This window comes from Nocardioides luteus, assembly GCF_015752315.1.
Lineage (GTDB): Bacteria > Actinomycetota > Actinomycetes > Propionibacteriales > Nocardioidaceae > Nocardioides.
This window is the reverse complement of the sequence record NZ_JADOVJ010000001.1, coordinates 5,296,284-5,316,954: the sequence shown is the minus strand read 5'-3', so window position 1 is coordinate 5,316,954 and position 20,671 is coordinate 5,296,284. Positions and strand designations below refer to the sequence as shown.

The 20,671-nt window shown below is 68.9% G+C and carries 17 protein-coding genes; 7 read left to right on the top strand and 10 right to left on the bottom strand.

What is annotated here, in order from left to right; translation table 11 throughout:
- Positions 1 to 162 precede the first annotated feature (162 nt).
- Positions 163 to 1,962, top strand: coding sequence for a penicillin-binding transpeptidase domain-containing protein (locus HD557_RS25460; protein ID WP_196875915.1), 1,800 nt, complete (start codon positions 163 to 165; stop codon positions 1,960 to 1,962).
- Between the two features lie 262 nt (positions 1,963 to 2,224).
- Here the strand turns inward: HD557_RS25460 and HD557_RS25455 are convergent, their stop codons facing one another.
- From HD557_RS25455 to HD557_RS25445, 3 genes are all read right to left on the bottom strand, one after another.
- Entirely contained in the window at positions 2,225 to 3,736 is a 1,512-nt protein-coding gene (locus tag HD557_RS25455; RefSeq protein ID WP_196875914.1) for a flotillin family protein, read from the bottom strand.
- Between the two features lie 15 nt (positions 3,737 to 3,751).
- Positions 3,752 to 4,267 carry a hypothetical protein gene (locus tag HD557_RS25450; RefSeq protein ID WP_008356016.1) on the bottom strand — a complete coding sequence of 172 codons (516 nt, stop codon included), beginning with the start codon at positions 4,265 to 4,267 and terminating at the stop codon, positions 3,752 to 3,754.
- Positions 4,268 to 4,346: 79 nt separating this feature from the next.
- Positions 4,347 to 5,030, bottom strand: a complete 684-nt coding sequence (locus HD557_RS25445; protein ID WP_196875913.1) for a pirin family protein — start codon at positions 5,028 to 5,030, stop codon at positions 4,347 to 4,349.
- Positions 5,031 to 5,045: 15 nt separating this feature from the next.
- Between HD557_RS25445 and HD557_RS25440 the strand changes: the two genes are divergently transcribed.
- Positions 5,046 to 6,296, top strand: coding sequence for a glycoside hydrolase family 1 protein (locus tag HD557_RS25440; protein ID WP_307785705.1), 1,251 nt, complete (start codon positions 5,046 to 5,048; stop codon positions 6,294 to 6,296).
- Here the strand turns inward: HD557_RS25440 and HD557_RS25435 are convergent.
- Positions 6,293 to 6,712: an HIT family protein gene (locus HD557_RS25435; protein WP_008356022.1), complete on the bottom strand. Its 420-nt coding sequence runs from the start codon at positions 6,710 to 6,712 to the stop codon at positions 6,293 to 6,295. The genes HD557_RS25440 and HD557_RS25435 overlap by 4 nt on opposite strands.
- Positions 6,713 to 6,730: 18 nt before the next feature.
- The gene (locus HD557_RS25430) at positions 6,731 to 8,731 is read right to left on the bottom strand and encodes an NADPH-dependent 2,4-dienoyl-CoA reductase (protein WP_196875911.1); all 2,001 of its coding nucleotides are present in this window, start codon (positions 8,729 to 8,731) and stop codon (positions 6,731 to 6,733) included.
- A gap of 63 nt (positions 8,732 to 8,794) precedes the next feature.
- Here HD557_RS25430 and HD557_RS25425 point away from each other — a divergent pair, with 63 nt between their 5' ends.
- Genes HD557_RS25425 through HD557_RS25415 form a run of 3 tightly spaced genes read left to right on the top strand, consistent with a single transcriptional unit; the run spans position 8,795 to position 11,264 of the window.
- Positions 8,795 to 9,649, top strand: a complete 855-nt coding sequence (locus HD557_RS25425) for an ABC transporter substrate-binding protein (protein ID WP_196875910.1) — start codon at positions 8,795 to 8,797, stop codon at positions 9,647 to 9,649.
- Between the two features lie 17 nt (positions 9,650 to 9,666).
- Complete coding sequence (locus HD557_RS25420) at positions 9,667 to 10,521, top strand: amino acid ABC transporter permease (protein WP_196875909.1); 855 nt, start codon at positions 9,667 to 9,669, stop codon at positions 10,519 to 10,521.
- Positions 10,518 to 11,264, top strand: a complete 747-nt coding sequence (locus tag HD557_RS25415; RefSeq protein ID WP_231380454.1) for an amino acid ABC transporter ATP-binding protein — start codon at positions 10,518 to 10,520, stop codon at positions 11,262 to 11,264. Before HD557_RS25420 ends, HD557_RS25415 begins: the two co-directional genes overlap by 4 nt.
- 117 nt (positions 11,265 to 11,381) lie before the next feature.
- Here HD557_RS25415 and HD557_RS25410 read toward each other — a convergent pair whose 3' ends face one another.
- The 4 genes from HD557_RS25410 to HD557_RS25395 all read right to left on the bottom strand — a co-directional run bounded on the left by HD557_RS25410 (position 11,382) and on the right by HD557_RS25395 (position 16,506).
- Complete coding sequence (locus tag HD557_RS25410; RefSeq protein WP_040754671.1) at positions 11,382 to 12,239, bottom strand: hypothetical protein; 858 nt, start codon at positions 12,237 to 12,239, stop codon at positions 11,382 to 11,384.
- On the bottom strand, positions 12,232 to 13,251 hold the full coding sequence (locus tag HD557_RS25405; RefSeq protein ID WP_008356033.1) for a type IV toxin-antitoxin system AbiEi family antitoxin: 1,020 nt from the start codon (positions 13,249 to 13,251) through the stop codon (positions 12,232 to 12,234). The genes HD557_RS25410 and HD557_RS25405 overlap by 8 nt, the downstream gene beginning before the upstream one ends.
- Positions 13,252 to 13,502: 251 nt before the next feature.
- Positions 13,503 to 14,951 carry a glyceraldehyde-3-phosphate dehydrogenase gene (locus HD557_RS25400; protein ID WP_196875908.1) on the bottom strand — a complete coding sequence of 483 codons (1,449 nt, stop codon included), beginning with the start codon at positions 14,949 to 14,951 and terminating at the stop codon, positions 13,503 to 13,505.
- Between the two features lie 166 nt (positions 14,952 to 15,117).
- Positions 15,118 to 16,506 carry a serine/threonine-protein kinase gene (locus tag HD557_RS25395; protein WP_196875907.1) on the bottom strand — a complete coding sequence of 463 codons (1,389 nt, stop codon included), beginning with the start codon at positions 16,504 to 16,506 and terminating at the stop codon, positions 15,118 to 15,120.
- 230 nt (positions 16,507 to 16,736) lie between these two features.
- On the opposite strand from HD557_RS25395, the gene HD557_RS25390 reads away from it, so the two are divergent.
- Complete coding sequence (locus tag HD557_RS25390) at positions 16,737 to 17,915, top strand: CaiB/BaiF CoA transferase family protein (RefSeq protein WP_050800519.1); 1,179 nt, start codon at positions 16,737 to 16,739, stop codon at positions 17,913 to 17,915.
- A gap of 87 nt (positions 17,916 to 18,002) precedes the next feature.
- On the opposite strand, the gene HD557_RS25385 is transcribed toward HD557_RS25390, so the two are convergent.
- Positions 18,003 to 18,839, bottom strand: coding sequence for a hypothetical protein (locus HD557_RS25385; RefSeq protein WP_231380453.1), 837 nt, complete (start codon positions 18,837 to 18,839; stop codon positions 18,003 to 18,005).
- Between the two features lie 275 nt (positions 18,840 to 19,114).
- Here HD557_RS25385 and HD557_RS25380 point away from each other — a divergent pair, with 275 nt between their 5' ends.
- On the top strand, positions 19,115 to 20,629 hold the full coding sequence (locus HD557_RS25380) for a flavin-containing monooxygenase (protein ID WP_196875906.1): 1,515 nt from the start codon (positions 19,115 to 19,117) through the stop codon (positions 20,627 to 20,629).
- Positions 20,630 to 20,671: the final 42 nt, after the last annotated feature.

Here is a 20,671-nt window from a genome sequence, read left to right as displayed (position 1 = left end):
TCACTCTCGGCTTCACAACCTCTGCGTTGGACGGGTGTAACCCAATCTTGGGGGCAAGGCTGATAGAACCGTTCCATGCGAGTCTCCCGGGGCATTGCGGCCCTTGCTGTCGCCTTACCGCTGCTTGCCGGCTGTGGTGGAGCCAAGGACCCCGGTCCGAGCATGTCGACCCTGACCACAGCCCTGGAGCGCGGCACGTTCACGAAGGTCGACTTCGTGGCGAAGACCGATCCTGCTGCCGTCGCGGCCGACTACCACGACCTCACCGGCAACCTGTTCGGGAAGCTCGGGGCGCCGGACGTGTCCGCGACCAAGCCCACCTTCACCGGCCACGGCACCGACAGCGCGAAGTCGACGCTCACCTGGGCATGGGGCCTTCCGGGCGGCCGGTGGACCTACGAGTCGGAGGTCGAGCTCCGCAAGACCGGTGAGAAGTGGGAGTTCGTCTGGGAGCCGACCGTCGTCGCGCCCACGCTCGCCGAGGGACGCAGCCTGCACGTCGAGACCGTCCAGCAGCAGCGTGGCGAGATCCTGAGCACCTCGGGCGAGACCCTCGTCGCCGACCGTCCGGTCGTCACGGTGGGCATCGACAAGACGCTGATCGACCCGGTCGCGGCGCCCGCTGCCGCCCGGGACGTCGCCGCGATCGTCGGCATCAACCCCAAGCGCTACGCCAAGCGGGTCAGGGCGGCCGGGGACAAGGCGTTCGTCGAGGCCCTCTCGATCCGCAAGCCGATGATGACGAAGGCCAAGGCCTCCAGGATCGCCAAGATCAAGGGCGCCGCGATGCTCAACCGGACGCTGCCGCTCGGCCCGACCAAGGAGTTCGCCTCGCCGGTCGTCGGCATCGTCGGCGAGGTGACGGCCGAGATGATGAAGAAGAAGCCCGGGACCTACCTCCCCGGCGATCTCGCCGGGCTCTCCGGGCTGCAGGCACGCTACGACGACCAGCTGCGGGGCAAGCCCGGGCTGCAGGTCTCGGTGCTCGGGGACGAGGGCGAGGTGCTCAAGAAGCTCTACAGCACCGATCCGGTCGACGGGAAGTCGCTGACCATCACCCTCGATGCGCGGATGCAGAAGAGCGCCGAGAAGATCTTGAAGGAGGTCAAGCCCGAGAGCGCCCTGGTCGCGATCCGGCCCAGCGACGGCGCCGTGCTGGTCGCCGCCAACGGCAAGGACAACAAGATGAACCTGGCCACCTACGGCCAGGCGGCGCCGGGATCGACCTTCAAGGCCGCGACCACGCTCGCGCTGCTGCGCAAGGGCCTCGACGCCGACAGCCGGGTCACCTGCCCCGCCAAGGCCACCGTCGACGGCAAGACGTTCAAGAACGACTCCTGGTACCCGAAGTCCGCACTCGGGGAGATCACGCTCGCCCACGCCGTCGCCGAGTCCTGCAACACCGCCATGATCGGCGCGGCGGGCGAGGTCGGTCACGCCGAGATCGCCTCGGCCGCCGCCTCCCTGGGCTTCGGCATCGACCGCGACGCCGGCTTCACCTCCTACTTCGGCCAGATCCCCGAGCCAACGGGCGACACCGAGCACGCCGCCGACCTGATCGGACAGGGCAAGGTCCTCGCCTCGCCGCTCGTGATGGCCACCGTCATCGGTTCCATCCAGGCCGGTCACACCGTGGTCCCGAACCTCGTCCAGGGCCAGGCCGCCAAGCCGTCGGGCGTGGAGCCGCTGGCCGCCGACGAGGCCGCGGAGCTGCGTACGATCTTCCGGGGTGTGGTCACCGACGGCACCGGTCGCGGTCTGGCCGACGTGCCGGGCAAGCCGGTGATCGCCAAGACCGGCACGGCGGAGTTCGACCGCAACGGCAAGCGCCTCACCCACACCTGGATGATCGCGGCGCAGGGTGACCTGGCCGTGGCGGTCTACGTCGACGAGGGCGAGAACGGGGCGGCCACCTCGGGACCGCTCGTCGAGGCCTTCCTGCGGATGGTCAACGAGCGCTGAGGCGCCACCCGAAATGCGTTGTGGCCCGGCCGTGAGGCCGGGCCACAATCGATTTCCCTCGGTGTCTCTCCACCGACGGGGGGAACAGTAGAGAGACTCGAGGGGCGAGCCTGGCGGCCTTTCGGCCGCGAGGCCCGGTCGAGGTTTGGAGTGCTCCCTCCCTACGTCGACGTGGATACATAACCAGACTTGTTTCTGGCTGTCACGTTTATGCCCGTTTTCTACAGAGTTCTTGACCGAGTGTGGGCAAGCTGTGGCCCGGTCACTGCGGAGCGCTGTCGGCGGGGATCTCCGCGATGCCGTTCTCGCTCGTCGTGGACACGGCCTTGCGGAGCATCGAGCCGAGGTCGACGCCCGTGGTGGTCTTGAGCATGTTGAGCGTCTGGACGACGTTGTCGTTGACCTGCTTCGGGATGGCGCCGGCACCCTCGGTGGAGAGGACGGTGAGGCTGTCGATCGCGCTGATCGGCGCGGCGACCTCCTTGGCGATCCGCGGCAGGACCTCGATCAGCATCTGCAGCACGGCGGCGTCGTTGTAGGACGCGAACGCCGAGGCGCGCTTGTCCATCGCCTCGGCCTCGGCCTGTCCCACGGCCAGCGTCGCGGCGGCGCTCGCCTCACCCTCGGCCCGGGTCGCCTCGGCGCCGGCCAGACGCAGCGACTTCTGCGCCTCACCGCGCTTGGCACCCTCGATGGCCTCGGCCTCGGCCAGCGCGGCACGGCGGGCCTTCTCCGCCTCACCGGTGAGCCGCGCCTGCTCGGCGTCCGCCTCGGCCGCGGCGATGGTGGCCGCCTTGCGGGCCTCCGCGGCGGCGATCTCCGAGTTACGGCGACCCTCCGCCTCCTGCTCGACGCGGTAGCGCTCGGCGTCGGCGGGCTTGCGCACCTGGGTCTCGAGCTGGCGCTCGGTCAGCGCCGCCTGGCGTACGGCGACCTTCTCCTGCTCGGTGAGGATGGCCTGGTCGCGGTCGGCCTGGGCGAGCGGGCCGGAGGCGGCGGCGTTGGCGGCGGCCGCGTCGGTCTCGGCCTTGATCTCGGCCTGCTTGAGGGCGAGCGCGCGCTGAGCGATCGCGATCTCCTCCTCGGCCTTGATGCGCGCCTGCTCGGCGGCACGACGTGCCTCCGCCTCGGCGATCGAGGCGGCCTGGGTGATGCGGGCGGCCTCGGGGCGACCGAGGTTGGCGAGGTAGGAGCCGTCGTCGGTGACGTCCTGGATCTGGAAGGTGTCCAGGATCAGGCCCTGGCCGGTGAGCGAGGACTCGGACTCGTCGGCGACCCGCTGGGCGAAGGCGGCCCGGTCACGGATGATCTGCTCGACGGTCAGACCACCGACGATCGAGCGCAGCGCGCCGGCGAGCACCTCCTGCGTGAACGGCTCGATCTCCTCCTGCTGGGAGAGGAAACGCTGCGCAGCCAGCCGGATCTGGTCGGCGTTGCCGCCCACCTTCACGATCGCGACGCCGTCGAGGTTGAGCTTGATGCCCTGGCCGGAGACCGCGCCGCGGATCTGCACCGAGATCCGGCGCGAGGAGAGGTCCATCGTCGCCAGCTTCTGGACGAACGGCACCACGAAGACACCGCCGCCGAGCACGACCTTCTGGCCGGACAGGTCGGTGGTGAGCTGGCCGGTCTCCGGGTTGAGGACGGCCTTGCCCTTGCGGCCGGTGACGATGAACGCCTGGTTGGGACCGGCGACCTTGTAGCGGCTGGTGACCAGCAGCAGGAGCAGGATGAGAAGTACGACAAGGCCGGCGATCGGCACCAGCAGTTCCATGAGGACCCCTTCAGGTCAGGAGGTGATCTCGCGCCACGTCGGCGCGACGGTGACTGCCGTCGGTGAGAGGACCCCGGTCACGTGCACGGGGGTGCCGGGCGTGATCGCCTCGTCGAGCTCGGGAGCCTTGGCGTTGTAGGTCACCGTGTGGCCCCCGAGGGCGACCCGCACCACGCCGAACCCGCCGGCCGGGATCGTGGTGATCACCGCGGCGTCCAGCCCGACGGCGGCGTCGCCCGAAGGCGCCGCGTCGGTGTTCTCCTCCTTCAGGAGGCGGGTCAGCCACAGCGCGAACCAGGCGAAGAGGGCGCCGCCCAGGACTCCGATCCCGATGGCCGGGAGCGTGCCGACCGGGCCGACGGCGAGGGCGCCGCCGAACCCGAAGGCGGACACGAATCCGCCGATCGCGGCGGTCGAGAACCAGTCGGCATCGAGCGCGCCGCCGAGGAAGCCGTCGAGGAGGTCGCCGATCACCAGCGACACCAGCAGGAGGCCCAGCCCGACGGCTCCGATGATCAGGAACGTCGTCACACCAAACCTTTCGGCAGAGTCTCCACACTGAGCAGCAGTCTGGTGCGGACTTTATCCATCGAGCCGGGGCTTGTCCGCCCTATTCGAAGGTCCAGAGAAGAAGCTCCGTCGGTACGCCCGCACTGACCGTGAACTCCGGCGGCAGATCCTCGCCGGCGGTGACCTCGAAGGCGTCCCCGGCGGTCAGCGGCTCGGCCATGCCGCTGCGCAGCAGGGCGCCGGTAGCGACGTGGAGATGGCGGAGACGACCGTCCGGGAGGGTGATCTCGGCGGGGCCGGCGGTGCCGACATGGCCGACCAGCAGCGAGCCCTGGTCCAGGCGGACCGCCTCGACCCACTCGCCCTCGACCGGGGTGACGTCGTGGACGGCGTACGCCGGCTCGCCGGTGCTGCCCGTCACCCAGACCTGGATGAACCGGGTGCCGGAGGCGGAGGCGAACTCGGAGTGGTCGACGCCGTCGCCGGTGGTGAAGACACCGACCTGGCCGCGGGCGACGGTCCCGGTGGCGCCGGTCGAGTCGGTGTGGGTCACCTCGCCGGAGATCGGCCAGGTGACGATCGTGACTCCGGCATGGTGGTGGTTCTCGAAGCCCTCACCGTTGCGCAGCAGGTGCTCGTCGTAGGCCACGATCGGGCCGAAGCCGACCCTGCTGGGGTCGTAGTGGGGTCCGAAGGAGTAGGTGTGCCAGGTAATTTTTCCTGGCCTGAGGCCGGGTGGACGTTCCGTGAATCGGGCGGTTCCTCGGCGGATCTGGGCAGTCACAGTCATGATTGTGCCGTGGCGTTTCCCAAGTTCCCGACTGGCTTCGTGTTCGGCACTGCAGACGCCACCCGGCCGGGGGGCGAGCAGGATGTTGCGCTGCTCATGCGTCTCGGTGCGCCGGGATACCGGTTCGCGGTCTCCTGGCGTGAGCTTCAGCCGGGTGGTCGCGGTGTCTTCGATCCCGATGCCCGCGCTCGCTACGACCGCCTGGTCGACGAGCTGCTCGAGGCCGGCCTGCGCCCGTCGGCCACGCTCTACGCCGGCGAGCTGCCCGAGCCGCTGGCCGCCGACGGCGGCTGGCTCAACCGGGCCACGGTCGATGCCTTCGGTGAGTACGCCCAGACGGTCGCCGACCTGATCGGCGACCGCGTCCCGGAGTGGGTGCCGGTCCAGGATCCCAACGTGGCCGGCTACCTCGGCTACGGCCTCGGCACGATAGCGCCCGGCCGCCGGGCCGGCTGGGGCGTCGTCGCGGCGATGCACCACCTGCTGCTGGCTCACGGCCGCGGCGTGCAGGTGCTGCGCGCCGCCGGGGTCGGGTCCGTCGGCTGCGCGAACCACCACGAGCCGATCTGGCCGCTCTCGGAGGATCCCGCCGACGTCGGCGCCGCCAAGCTCATCGATCTCGCCTGGAACGCGGTGCCGCTCGAGGCCATGCTGCTGGGCCGCTACCCCCGTGACCTCGCCGGTCTCGCCGACGAGGTCGTGATGCCGGGCGACATGGCCGTGATCCGCTCGCCCCTCGACTTCTACGGGGTCAACTTCTTCGCCCCGCAGCGCATCGGCGCCTCCGCCGAGGGCGACGACATCCCGTTCCGGATGGTGCCGCTCGTCGGCTACCCCGCCACCGACACCGGCTGGGGCGTGGTGCCGACCGCCCTGCGGGAATGGCTGATCATCACCCGGTCCCGTTATCGCGCCGCGATGCCGCCGATCGTGGTGACCGAGTGCGGTGCTGCGTACGACGCTCCGGTGGTGGACGGCGAGGTCGACGACCAGGCCCGGATCGACTACCTCGAGGCACACCTGGAGGCGGTCTCGGCCGCGATCGAGCGTGGCGTCGACGTGCGCGGCTTCTACGCCTACACCCTGCTCGACCGCGACGGCTGGGAGGCTCCGTTCACCGGCAAGGACTGGGAGGACGGCGTCGGCGGGAAGTACGGCCTGGTCCACGTCGACTCCGCCGGGGTGCGTACGCCGAAGCGGTCCTTCGGGTGGTACGCCGACATGGTCGCCGCCCACGCCGAAGGCGCGCCCACCGGCTAGAAGGCCAGCTTCTCGCCGATCGCGCGGATCGCGTCCAGGTCGCCCGGGTGCGGCACCCAGGGGAGCGTGAGCGAGTCCTTGGACTTGTCGGTGTAGCGCGGGATCACGTGGAAGTGCAGATGGAAGACGGTCTGCCACGCCGCCGGCCCGCAGTTGTTGAGCACGTTGACCCCGTCCGCCTGCAGCACGTCGACCGCCCGCCGCGCGACCGCCTGGGCGGCCTTCGCGGTCGAGGCGTAGACCGCCGGGTCGGCCTCCAGGACGTCCTTGGTGTGCGTCTTCGGCACCACCACGGTGTGCCCTTCGGCAGCGGGCGCGATGTCCATGAAGGCGTACGTCTCGTCGTCCTCGTAGACCTTCGTCGAGGGGATGTTGCCCGCGACGATGTTGCAGAACAGGCAGTCGGGATCGCTCATGTCCCCGAGGCTATCGGGTCACAGGCCCGCGGCGACCTCGGTTCCCTGCTTGATCGCGCGCTTGGCGTCCAGTTCGGCCGCGACGTCGGCGCCACCGATCAGGTGCCAGTTGTCACGCTCCGTCCACAGGTCGCGCACCGACTCCTGGCCGGCGCAGAGGATCACGTGGTCGACCTCGAGCGTGTGCGGCTCACCGTCGACGGCGTAGTGAAGGGTGACGGCGTCGTCGCCCGCCTCGATCTTGTCGTAGGTCGCGCCGCGGACCTGCTTGACGCCGTCCTGCTTCAGGTGCGCTCGGTGGGCCCAGCCGGAGGTCTTCCCGAGGCCGATGCCGATCGGAGTGGACTTGCGCTGCAGCAGGGTCACCTGGCGGGCGGGGGCCTCGAGCACCGGGGTGGTGAGGCCGCCGCGGAAGGTCGCCGGGTCGCCGACGCCCCAGCGGGCCTTCCACTCCTCGAGCGTCTCGGGCTGGTGGGTCAGCCAGGCGGAGACGTCGACGCCGATGCCTCCGGCGCCGATCACCGCGACCCGGCGGCCCGGGACGACCCGGCCGGCGAGCACGTCGGCGTACGTCACCACCCGGTCGTCCTCGGAGCCGGCGATCTGCGGCACCCGCGGGGTGACGCCGGTGGAGACGATGACGTGGTCGAAGGGCTCCAGATCGGCGGTGGTGGCCTCGGTGTCGAGGCGTACGTCGACGCCCAGCACCTCCAGGCGCCGGCCGAAGTAGCGCAGGGTGTCCTTGAAGTCCTCCTTGCCCGGCACCGCCATCGCGAGGCGGAACTGGCCACCGATCTCCGGGGACTTCTCGAACAGGGTCACCGCGAAGCCGCGCTCGGCGGCCGAGGTGGCGGCGGCGAGGCCGGCCGGGCCGGCGCCGACGACGGCCACGGACTGCTTGAGCTTGGTCGGGGAGAGCACCAGGGTCGTCTCGCGCGCGGCGCGCGGGTTGACCAGGCAGGACGCGGCCTTGTTGGCGAAGGCGTGGTCCAGGCAGGCCTGGTTGCAGGCGATGCAGGTGTTGATCTCGTCGGTGCGGCCCTCGGCGGTCTTCTTGGCGAACTCCGGGTCGGCCAGCAGCGGGCGAGCCATCGAGACCAGGTCGGCCTTGCCCTCGGCGATCGCCGACTCGGCGAGCTCGGGGGTGTTGATCCGGTTGGAGGCACAGACCGGGATCGAGACCTCGGCCTTGAGGCGCGCGGTCATGTCGAGCCAGGCACCGCGCGGGACCTGGGTGATGATCGTGGGCACCCGGGCCTCGTGCCAGCCGATGCCGGTGTTGAACACCGAGACCCCGGCGTCCTGGAGGGCGTAGGCGAGCTCGATCGTCTCCTCCCAGGTCTGGCCGTCCTCGACCAGGTCGAGGATCGAGAGCCGGAAGATGATCGGAAAGTCGTCGCCGACCAGCTCGCGCGAGCGCCGCACGATCTCGACCGGGAACCGCATCCGGTTGGTCGCGGTGCCGCCCCAGCGGTCCTCGCGCTGGTTGGTGCGCTCGGCGAGGAACTGGTTGATCAGGTAGCCCTCCGACCCCATGATCTCCACCGCGTCGTAGCCGGCCTTCTTCGCCAGCGAGATGCTCTTGGCGAAGTCGTTCACGGTCGCGTCGACGGCCTTGTCGGAGAGGGCCGCGGGCTTGAACGGGTTGATCGGCGCCTTGACGGCCGAGGCGCTGACCGAGAACGGCGTGTAGGCGTAGCGGCCCGCGTGCAGCACCTGCATCGCGATCGCACCGCCCTCCTCGTGCACCGCGCCGGTGACCCGGCGGTGCTGGACGGCGTGCAGCCGGGAGCTCATCTCGCTCGCGAACGGCTTGAGCCAGCCGCGCTTGTTCGGTGCGTAGCCGCCGGTGATGATCAGCCCGGTGCCGCCGCGTGCGCGCTCGGCGAAGTAGGCCGCCAGCTTGGGGATGTCCCACGCGTGGTCCTCGAGGCCGGTGTGCATCGACCCCATCACCACGCGGTTGCGCAGGGTGAGCGACCCGATCGTGAGCGGGGAGAGCAGGGATTCGTACGCCATGGACGTATGCTACTCATGAGTAATAAGAAGCGGCCAGTGCTGGTTCCATTTAGCATTCCGCACATGCGCACTCGCCTTACTCCCCTTCTCGTCGCCTCACTCGCTCTGGCCGCCGCTCTGACCGCGTGCGGAAGCGAGGACGACACCAGCGCCGCGGGCGGCGCACCTGCCTCGTGCAAGGCCGCGGACCTGCCGCTCAAGCAGGACGGCAAGCTGACCATCGGCACCGACTCCCCGGCGTACGAGCCGTGGTTCTCCGAGGACGACCCCAGCAACGGCAAGGGCTTCGAGTCGGCGGTCGCCTACGCCGTCGCCGAGCAGCTCGGGTTCGCCAAGGACGACGTCGTCTGGGTCAAGCAGGCGTTCAACACCTCCTACACCCCGGGCGAGAAGAAGTTCGACTTCGACATCAACCAGATCTCCATCACCCCCGAGCGAGCAGGCGTCGTCGACTTCTCGCAGGGCTACTACACGGCCTCGCAGGCGGTCGTGACGATGGAGGAGGACGCGGACAAGGCGGCGTCGCTCGCCGATCTGAAGGGCCTCAAGCTCGGTGCCCAGACCGCGACCACGTCGCTGACCGCGATCCGCGAGGACGTCCAGCCGACCACGGACCCGCTGGTCTTCGACACCAGCGACCAGGCCAAGCAGGCGCTGCTCAACGGTCAGGTCGACGCGCTCGTCTTCGACCTGCCCACGGCGTTCTACATCACCGCCGCCGAGATCGAGGGCAGCACCATCACCGGGCAGTTCGAGAGCAGCGAGAAGCCGGAGGAGTTCGGCCTGCTGACCGAGAAGGACAGCGGCCTGGCGCCGTGCCTCGACGAGGCGCTGACCGCGCTCGAGGAGGACGGGACCCTCGCCGCGCTCGAGAAGGAGTGGCTCTCCGACGTCGTCTCCGTGCCGGTCTTGAAGTGACAGCGTCGATTCATTCTGTGGAGGGGTCTCGACAGGCTCGACCACCGAGTGAGCGGGAGCTCGAGAGGCAGGCCGTACGCCGCCGGCTGAGGCTCCAGCAGGTCACCATCGCCACCGTGGTGACCGTCGTGGTCGCGGTCGGACTGGCGCTGCTGGTCGTCTCCTCGCCCGGGTGGGACCGGGTCCGGGACTACTTCCTGAGCTGGTCGCACGCACGCGACTCGTTCGCGGCGATCGGGGAGGGGTTCTGGATCAACATCCGGATCTTCCTGGTCGCCGAGCCGTGCGTACTCGTCCTCGGTGCCCTCGTCGCCGTCGCCCGCCAGACCACCTCCCCGTGGCTGGCGCCGCTGCGGCTCCTCGCCACCGGCTACACCGACCTGTTCCGTGGGGTGCCGTCGATCATGGTCGTGGTCATCTGCGGCATCGGGATCCCGGCGCTGGGGCTGTCCGGGGTGACCAGCTCGCTGTTCTGGCTCACCACGTTCGCGCTCGTGCTCTGCTACGGGGCCTACGTCGCCGAGGTCTTCCGCGCCGGCATCCTGGCGATCCACCCCACCCAGGTCGCCTCGGCCGAGGCGCTGGCGCTGACCCGTGCCCAGACGATGCGCTTCGTGGTCCTCCCGCAGGCCGTACGTCGCGTCGTACCGCCGCTCATGAACGACCTCGTCTCGCTCCAGAAGGACACCGCGCTGATCTCGGCGGTCGGTGTCTTCGAGGCGCTCCGGGCGGCCCAGGACTACCAGGGCTACAACTTCAACGGCACGCCGCTGCTCGTCGCCGCTGCGTACTTCCTCGTCGTCGCGGTGCCGCTCACCCGGCTCACCGACTGGCTGATGCGGCGACAGATCGAGAAGGAGCAAGGCCGATGACGGCATCGATGTCAGGCCTGCTGGAGGCGAAGGGGCTGCGGAAGGCCTATCGCGGGAAGGTCGTCCTGGACGACCTGGACCTGTCCGTCGCGGAACACGACGTGGTCTGCCTGATCGGGGCGTCGGGGTCGGGGAAGTCGACCCTGCTGCGCTGCCTCAACCTGCTCGAGACGATCGACGACGGGGTGATCACCTTCGACGGCCGGGAGATCTCCGACCCGCTCGTCGACCCGCGCTCGGTCCGGCGTGAGATCGGGATGGTGTTCCAGGCGTACAACCTCTTTCCGCATCTGTCCGTGCTCGACAACTGCACCTTGGCCCAGGTGCGGGTGCACGGCGTCGCCAAGGACGAGGCGGCCGATCGAGCGCGGCAGCTGTTGGCGCGGTTCGGCCTCGCGGACAAGGCCGACGCCCATCCCGACGCGCTCTCCGGGGGCCAGCAGCAGCGGGTCGCGCTGGTGCGGGCGATGTGCACACGCCCGCGCCTGCTGCTCCTCGACGAGATCACCGCCGCCCTCGACCCCGAGCTCGTCGGTGAGGTGCTGGAGATCGTCCGGGCCGAGGCGCAGGCGGGCACGACCCTCGTCCTCGCCACCCACGAGATGTCCTTCGCCCGCGAGGTCGCCACCAAGGTCTGTTTCCTCGACGGCGGTCGCGTGCTGGAGCAGGGTCCGCCGGAGCAGCTCTTCGGCGACCCGGTCGAGGAGCGCACCCGCGCCTTCCTGGCTCGCGTCCGTTGCTGAAGTGTGAAATTGGCGGATATCCACAGGTTTCTCCACAAGGTGCGTGATGGTGGATTGGGCCTGAGAACCTGCTCGAGAGGGTGGGAACCTCCTGCTGGAGGTAGCGCAGGTGGGTTTCTACGCCCGATCGGCGAGGCCTCTGGTGAGGGCGCCGAGCGCTTCCCGACGATGGGCGAGGCGCTCTTCCCGGGACGCAGACTGACGCTCGTTGGGAAGGGCAAGATGCTCGGCGAGCGTCTCCAGTTGGTCTGCGGTCCATCGAGCGAGCAGTTCGCGATGGCGGTCAATGCCGACCGTCTCTACGACGTCGAGGCCGAGTTGGTGATAAGAGGCGTTCGTGACGTCGTAGCCCTCAACCTCGAGTACGCCGGCCGCAGTGTCGTACAGGAGGTCGGTCACGAGGTCAGATGAGCTGTACCAGTGCATCGCAAGGGCGATGTCGCTCGCGTCCTTGTACACGAACAGGTCGTTGGGTGCACCGCGGTCGAGCCAGGCAGCGAGCTTCGCAGCTGTGTATCCCGCGACCGTCGGGATCCGGATCTCAGTTCCTCCACCTACATCGATCGCCAGGGAGGAGTCATAGATCTCTTCGAACGCCCATACGTCGATGGGCTCCTTGCGTGGGGGCGGCGTGGCTTTGCCCGGTGGATCCTCCACTGCACCGAAGACCAGCAAGTCGGTTGGACAGTCCGCGATCGTGTAACGGATGTCGTTGGCGTTGCCTGGTGTTGGGGGAAACTCAGCGATGATGCGCTGGTACGCAGTCCACGAGCGTAAGCCGAGGGCGAGGTCGAGGTCGCTCGTTGTTGTCGTTGGCGTCGTGTGGCCGAGCGCAGCGTGGATGATGTCGCGGGCTCGGGCGCCGACGACCATGAGGTCGCTTGGAGCAAGGCCGGATCCGACGTCCAGCACCGCCCGCACTACGGATCGCAACGGATCGAGGGTCGCGTCCGGAGCCATCGCAGGGTCATACATGGGAACTCCGCCAATCCTGCGCCACCTCTTGGACCCGGGGATCCTTGCTGGCCAGCAGGTCGGCGTACACCAAGGGCCAAGGGGCCTCGCGCACCAATCTGGCATCATCATCCAGGTCTTCCCTTGGCGTCCAGAACTGCTGGCGCACGATGACGTTGGGCGCCGCGGCCGACGCGGGTGCATCCCTCCGCCACCGGTTGAGCACAGGCAACGAAGGCTTGTCTGGGTCCGGGCGTAGATCGCTCGTATAGACGATGAGTTCGGTCGGTCTGAGGAGGTCTTGCGCGGCAGCCTCTCCACTCACATAGACCGGCCCTATGCTCTTGATGCGGTCAACGTCGGTATTACCGTAGAAGTGCCAGACACCGAGTCGCGGAACAGTGACATCACTGAACCCATTCGCCCATCGGTCCAAGAGACCACCTGGCCGGTAGCGGGTGGATTTTGCTGCCAGTCCTGACTCTTTGAGTAGGGCGGCCGTTTCGTGGGCAAGTCCGACAGAAACGCCGGAGACCTCTGCGAGTGTCCGACTGCTCGCATCCCACAAGTCTGGCCACGAGAGCAGGGCGAAGATGACTTGGTTGCGGTTAGCGCTGAAAGGATTAACCCCACGTGCCTCGGAAGGCTTCCGTGTCGTCTTCCGGTCTCCGCTGCCCTTGGAACGAGAGGCCTCGCGGCCAGAGATGCTGATGAGCACATCACCGAACTCGATCCAAGCGTTGCCGGCTAGATCGACGTACTGAATGCCTGCGCGTCGAAATGTCGATTGCAACTCGTCGTGAACGTAGTCATCCCAGACGAGGAGTGGAAGACCCATATCAATGAGGCTGGCTACTGCCGGGAGCGACAGATTGGAAGCTCCCCCTGAAACAAGGGCGTAGGTTTTCGAGGAGTTGCCGCGGGCCAGGGTCCACTCGCGAACGCCGTAGCCAGCGAGACGTTTGGAGAGACGGGTCTCGGTTGTCACCCCCATGTCATGGAGGCGGGACTCCAACGCGGACACGTTGGTCATTGGGACTCCCCTCTCGCGATCACCCCGGCTGTTCAGAAAAATTGAACACCCGGCGCCCATTGAACACTCCAAACGCCAGATGTTCAATGGGCGGGGGATGTACAAAAAAATTGAACACCGGTAAGGATTGAACGCTGCTTAAGTGGGCCGAGGCCATACGGCGAGCCCGCTCGGACTCAGATGGTGCTCAACCTAGCTCGCCCGTCCGACCGGAAACCGGCCGAGACGGGCGAGGTGGATTGAGTTGGCGCTCAGACGGCAGCAGGGGCGGGGAAGGTCGGGTACTCGACACCCGAGATCGACTGCACGGTGCGGACGACCTGGCAGGAGTAGCCGAACTCGTTGTCGTACCAGACGTAGAGGATCGCGGAGTCGCCGTCGACGATGGTCGCGTTGCCGTCGATGATCGAGGCGGCGCGCGAGCCGATGAAGTCGGAGGAGACCGCGTCGCGGGCGGTGGTGAAGTCCACCTGGCGACGCAGCTCGCCGGTCAGCGAGGCCTCGCGGAGGTACTCGACGACCTCTTCCTTCGAGGTCTCACCCTTGAGCGAGAGCGACAGGATCGCGATCGAGACGTCCGGGGTGGGGATGCGGATCGAGTTGCCGGTGATCTTCGCCTTCAGGTCCGGGAGCGCCTTGGCGACGGCAGAGGCCGCACCCGTCTCGGTGAGCACCAGGTTGAGCGGTGCGGAACGACCACGGCGGTCGGCCTTGTGGTAGTTGTCCAGCAGGTTCTGGTCGTTGGTGAACGAGTGCACCGTCTCGACATGACCGCGCACGATCCCGAAGCGGTCCTCCATCAGCTTCAGCGGCGGCACGATCGCGTTGGTCGTGCAGGACGCGCAGGAGATGACCTTCTCGTCGCCGGTGAGGGTCTGGTGGTTGACACCGTGGACGATGTTGGGGACGTCGCCCTTGCCCGGCGCGGTCAGCAGGACCTTCTTGATGCCCGGGCGCAGGTGCTGCGAGAGCCCCTCGCGGTCGCGCCACTTGCCGGTGTTGTCGATGAGGATGGCGTCCTTGATGCCGTACGCCGTGTAGTCGACCGTCGTCGGGTCGTTGGAGTAGATGAACTGGATCGGGTTGCCGTTGGCGATGATCACGCCGTTTTTCTCGTCCACCGTGATGGTGCCGGCGAACTGGCCGTGGATCGAGTCGCGGCGCAGGAGCGAGGCGCGCTTGATGAGGTCGTCCTCGCCGCCCTTGCGGACGACGACAGCCTTCAGTCGCAGGCCGTGGCGCGAGCCCGCCTTCTCGACGAGGAGCCGGGCGACGAGCCGGCCGATCCGGCCGAAGCCGTAGAGCACGACGTCCTGGCCACCGTTGCGCTCGAGCTTGTTGTCACCCGTGGCACCGGACAGCTTCTCGGCCACGAACTCGTCGACCGAGAGGCCGCGGTCGTCCTCGGCGTACTGGACCGCGAGCAGGCCCAGGTCGATCTTCGACGGGCCCAGGTCGAGCTTGGCGACCGCCTGGAGGAGCGGGAACGTGTCGGTGACCGAGAGCTCCTCGCCCTCGATCTGGCGCGCGAACCGGTGCGCCTTGAGGATCGAGATGTCGGACTTGCTCACCAACGACCGGCTGTGGACCAGGATGGTGACATCCTTCTCGCGGTAGAGCTTGCCGATGATCGGGATCATCGTCTCCGCGAGCTCCTCGCGGTGCTGCCAGTCGTTGAAGGTCTCGTCGGTGTCGCTCACAGCTCAACTTTCGGTTGCTCGGGAAGATGGGACGGCACACCCCGCCAGGCTCGATTATCGGCATGGCGACAGCCCCGGCCACCTTGATCGATCCAACCTCGGACAGGGTGTGACCGGGGTCTCTCCAACCTCTACGAGCAGGCCCCGAACGAGCCGGAAGACGCCGTCATGGAGTGGCGGTCGCCGTCGGCTCCTCGGTCGGCTCCGGGGTCGGCTCGACCGTCGCGGTCTCGGTCGGCTCGGCGGTCGGCGTCTCGGTGGCCGGCTCGCTGGCCTCTTCGCTGGGGACCGTCGCGGTCGGCTCCGTCGTCTCGGACGGTGTCACGTCGCCACCGGTGTCCGTACCGCTGCTCGGAGCGACCTCGCCCTCGTCGTCCGCGTCCTCGTTGTCGGGCCGCTCGGCGAACTCGGAATCGTCCCCGGTCTCCACGGAGCCGCCGACCGGTGTGGTCGGCGCGGTGCTGCTCTCGCCGGTGGTCGGCTCGGCGGACGGGGTCACCTCGCCGACCTTCGGTGTGTCGTCCTGGCCCGGCAGGAGGCCGGGGTTGGCGGCGACGGCCACGCCGGCGGACACGAGGACGACCGCCGCGGCGGCGAGGCCGGCGATCTTCCAGCGACGCCCGGAGGGCTGCTGGGGCTCGGCGAACGTGGGGGCCTGGGTGGGCAGGTCGGCGGTGTCGGTGGGGCTCACGGGAGGCCGCGGGGCACGGGCGATCCCGCCTGCGGTGAACGCGGGCGGCGGCGCGCCGATGGTGGTCTCCTGCTCCGAGGTGGCCGGGGCCGGCAGCAGGGTCCAGTCGCCGTTGGTGGCGAGGATGTCGGCGGCGGAGGGCCGCGCGGCCGGCGACTCGGCCAGGCACGCGGCGACGAGCGGGCGCAGGTAGACCGGGCACAGGCTCAGGTTGGGCGACTCGCCCGTGAGGAGATGCCCCATCGAGCCGATCTCGCCGCTGAAGGGCCAGCGCCCGGTGGCGGCGACGAAGGCAACCAGACCGAGCGCCCAGATGTCGACGGCGCTGGAGAAGGTGCCGGTCTGGACCTGCTCGGGCGCCTGATAGCCGTAGGTGCCGACCGCCTTGCCGGTCTGGGTCAGCGCGGTGCCGTCGACGGAGCGGGCGATGCCCATGTCGATCACGCACGGGTCGGTGGCGCCGTAGAGGATGTTGCCCGGCTTGATGTCGCGGTGGACCAGCCCGACACGGTGGACCGCGGCGAGCGCCTCGGCGACCCCGGCCACCAGCTGGCGTACGTCGATCTCGGGCAGACGCTGACCGGAGCTGACCAGCTTGCTGAGGGGCGGGTCTGCGACGTACTGGCTCGCCATCCAGGGCTGCTCGGCATCGGGGTCGGCGTCGAGGACCCGCGCGGTGAACCGGCTCTCCACCTTCTTGGCGGCCGCGATCTCCCGCTCGAACCGGGCGCGGAAGCCGGGGTCGGAGGTGAGCTCGGGAAGGATCGCCTTCACCGCCGCCTGCATGCCCGCCGCGTCCTCACCCAGGTAGACGACACCCATGCCGCCGTGGCCGAGGCGGCCGGTCAGTGCGTAGGGACCCATCTCGCGGGGATCGTTCGCGGTCAGCGGGCTGACCGAGGTGAACGCGAGGGACTGGGGGGATGTGGGGATTTCCCGAGACAACTTCTCTGCTCCTGTGCACCGGCGAGTGTGTCTCGGAGCGTAGCGGACTCAGCGCCGCGATCAGGTCAGGCCGGGCGGAGGGTTCCAGACTCTGGATCCAGACCCCGGACCCGGACTCCGGGAGGCCGGATCCTGCGAGGATGGCCGGCATGACTGAGTCGACGGAGAAATCCACAGTGACGTTGGGCCAGGGCACCGGTCCCCTCCGCGGGGTCAAGGTCGTCGAGCTGGCGGGGATCGGGCCGGGGCCGCACGCCTGCACCATCCTCGCGGACATGGGGGCGGACGTGATCCGGGTCGACCGGCCGGGCGGCAACCTGCTCGGCGGCGGTGCCGGCGACCTGCTCACCCGGGGCCGCCCGAGCATCGCGCTGGACCTGAAGAACCCCGATGCCGTCGAGACCGTCCTGCGTCTGGTGGAGGGCGCCGACGTGCTCATCGAAGGGCTGCGCCCGGGGGTCACCGACCGCCTCGGGCTGGGGCCCGACGCCTGTCTGGAGCGCAACCCGCGCCTCGTCTACGGCCGGATGACCGGCTGGGGCCAGGACGGACCGCTCGCCCAGTCCGCAGGCCACGACCTCACCTACATCGCCACCACCGGCGTGCTCAACGGCCTCGGCCAGGACCGCGCCCGACCCCACTTCCCGCTCAACCTGCTCGGTGACTTCGGTGGCGGATCGACCTACCTGGTCATGGGCATCCTCGCCGCACTGGTCGAGGCCAGGACCACCGGCCAGGGGCAGGTCGTCGACGCCGCGATCGTTGACGGCACCGCCCACCTCGCCACGATGATCTCCGGCATGCTCGCCTCCGGCGCCTGGCACGAGCAGCGGCAGAGCAATCTGCTCGACGGCGCGATGCCGTTCTACGCGCTCTACGACACCGCCGACGGCCGCCAGGTCGCGGTCGGCGCGCTGGAGGGTAAGTTCTTCGCCGAGCTGGTCACCCGGCTCGGGCTCGACGGCGTCTGCCCGGGCCAGTACGAGATGGAGCGCTACGACGAGATGCGCGACCTCTTCGCCAAGACCTTCGCGTCGAAGACGATGGCCGAGTGGGCTGAGCTCTTCGAGGGCACCGACGCCTGCGTCGCCCCCGTCCTCACCCCGTCGGAGGCAGCGACCCATCCGCACCTGCAGGCCCGCCAGACGTACGTCACCCACCACGGCGTCACCCAGCCCGCCCCCGCCCCGCGGTTCAGCCGCACCGCCTCCACCTTGGGTGCGGGACCGGCGGCCAGTGCGGGTCAGCACACCCGCGAGGCCCTCGCCGCGTGGGGCATCGACGACGCCGACGCGCTGATCGAGAAGGGCGCCGCGTTCCAGGACTGACGAGCGGACCGCGGAGCAGAAAGAGAAACGGCGCGGCGTACGACCCGGAGGTCGTACGCCGCGCCGTTCTCAGTGGCGCGGTTCGGCTCAGTCCTTGTGGACCAGAGCGGCAGCGCGGCGACGCAGGACCACGACGAGCGCGGTGCCGGCGGCGGCAGCACCGGCGAGCATGGCCAGCAGCGGCCACATCGCGGGCACGGGCGAGTCGCTCTCGCCGGCGAGACCGGCGTCGATGTTGGTCGGGACCTCGGAGTCGGTCACCGGCGCCTCGGAGGACTCGTCGGAAGCCGGCTCGGTCTCGTCAGAGGCCGGGGTGGACTCGGACGGGGACTCGGAGGGCTCCTCCGACGGCTCCTCGGAGGGCGACTCGGACTCCACGGGCTCCGACGGCGACGGGGTCGGCGTCGGGGACGTGGTGTTCGTGTCGCCGCCGCAGTTCTCGAACCAGAAGACCTTGGACTTGGTGTCGTTGCCCTGGCTGCCCGGGGTGTGGACGGTGACCTTCACGTGGAAGCCCTGCTCGGGGTGCGGGACACCGGTCGAGTGGAGGACGTAGGTCTCGCGGCCGTCCAGGCCCTCCTCGGTGCCGGCGCCGGACGCGTCGTCCTCGCCGACGAAGACCTCGAGGTCGCCGTCCACGGTGAGCTCACCGTCGACGGTCGGCGCCTGCAGCTCGAAGGAGACCTTCGAGATGATGTCGTCGCCCTTGTCGAAGCCGTACCACTCGATGTCGAACTTGCAGTCCTGGTGGGGATCGTTGTTCGGCGTGGTGTCGGGAGCGTCGTCAGGGGCGAGGTACTCCTCGATCTTGACGGTGCCGTTGTTGCCCGCCGGGTCGGATCCACCGGTGGCGAACGCCGGGGCCGCGGAGAGCCCGGCGAGGGTGACGCCCGCGACAATCGCGCCGGCGCGTACGAAACTCAACACTCGAAAAACCTTTCGAAGACCATTTGACCGCACCGTGCGGTCCGCATGCAGCCTCAGCCACCGAAAGCGATGGGTGAGTGACCCCGAAATCGCCGTGGATGCTCGCCGCCCCCACGGCTGCTGACCGCAGCGTAGTGACCTCGCGCGCGAATGTGGAAGTTGGGCGGCAGTTGTTTTGCCGTGTCGTTGATTCCCAGTTGAGATCCAAATTGCTTGCAAAAGTTTGCGGGACAGGGTGTCGCAAACACGTACTCCCGGGTAACGTGACCCACATGCATGTCGACGTACTGATCATCGGTGCCGGTGTCTCCGGCATCGGCGCCGCCGCACAGCTCCGCGAGCGCCTCCCCGGGAAGACGCTCGCGATCCTCGAGCAGCGCGATGCCAGTGGCGGCACCTGGGACCTGTTCCGCTACCCGGGCATCCGCTCCGACTCCGACATGTTCACGTTCGCGTTCAAGTGGCGACCGTGGGAGAGTGCGCAGGCGCTGGCCGACGGTCACCAGATCCGTGACTACCTGCGCCAGACGGCGAAGGACTACGGCGTCGACAAGCTGATCCACTACGGCCACAAGGTCACCGGTGCCGCGTGGAGCACCGAGGACAAGCAGTGGACGGTCTCCGTCGAGACCGCCGACGGCCCCTCCGAGATCACCGCCGGGTTCCTGTGGAACTGCTCGGGCTACTACGACTACGCCAACGGCTACCAGCCCGAGTTCGCCGGCCTCGACGACTACGAGGGCACCTTCGTGCACCCGCAGCACTGGCCCGAGGACCTCGACTACGCCGGCAAGAAGGTCGTGATCATCGGCTCCGGCGCGACCGCGGTGACCCTGCTGCCCAACCTGGCCGGTGCCGGCAGCGAACGTGCCGAGAAGGTCACGATGCTGCAGCGCACCCCGACGTACATCCTCTCCCGTCCGGGCCAGGACGCGATCGCCTCGCTGCTGAACACCGCGCCGTTCAAGCTGCTCGGCAAGCTGCCCTTCAAGCGCGTGCGCGAGAAGATCGGCCACGAGACGGTGCGCTGGGAGAACATCGTCCTCACCGTCGGCACCTACCAGCTGGCCCGCCGGGCGCCCGGTGTCGTCAAGAAGGTGATCCGCGACCAGTGGATCAACGGCCTCACCGCCCGCGGCGACCGTCCTGGGATGACCAAGGACGAGGCGACCGCGTACGTCGACAAGCACTTCAACCCGCCCTACAACCCCTGGGACCAGCGCATCTGCTTCGTCCCCGACGGCGACATGATGAAGTCGATCCGGGAGGGGTACGCCGCGGTGGTGACCGACCGGATCAAGACGTTCGTGCCGAAGGGCATCGAGCTCGAGTCCGGCGAGACGCTCGAGGCCGACATCGTCATCTCCGCCACCGGTCTCAACCTCCGGCTCTTCGGCGGTCTCGACTACACCGTCGACGGCGAGCCGGTCAGCCTGCCCGACCAGATGGCCTACAAGGGCCTGATGATCACCGGGATGCCCAACTTCGCCTACACGATCGGCTACACCAACGCGTCGTGGACGCTCAAGGCCGACCTGGTCACCGACTACGTCATCCGGCTGCTCGACTTCATGGGTGAGAACGGCTACGAGGTCGCCTCGGTCTCGCGGGACCCGAACGTCGAGGAGCGGCCGTTCATGGACCTGGCCTCCGGCTACATCCAGCGCTCGCTGGAGCTCATGCCGAAGGCCGGTGACCGGGCGCCGTGGGCCGCGAAGCAGAACTACCTCGTGGACATGAAGGCGCTCGGGGCGCAGGTCGCCGACGGGGTCATCCGGTTCGGCTGAGCCGTGCTGACGCCGGGCCTGTGATTACTGTGACAGGCATTC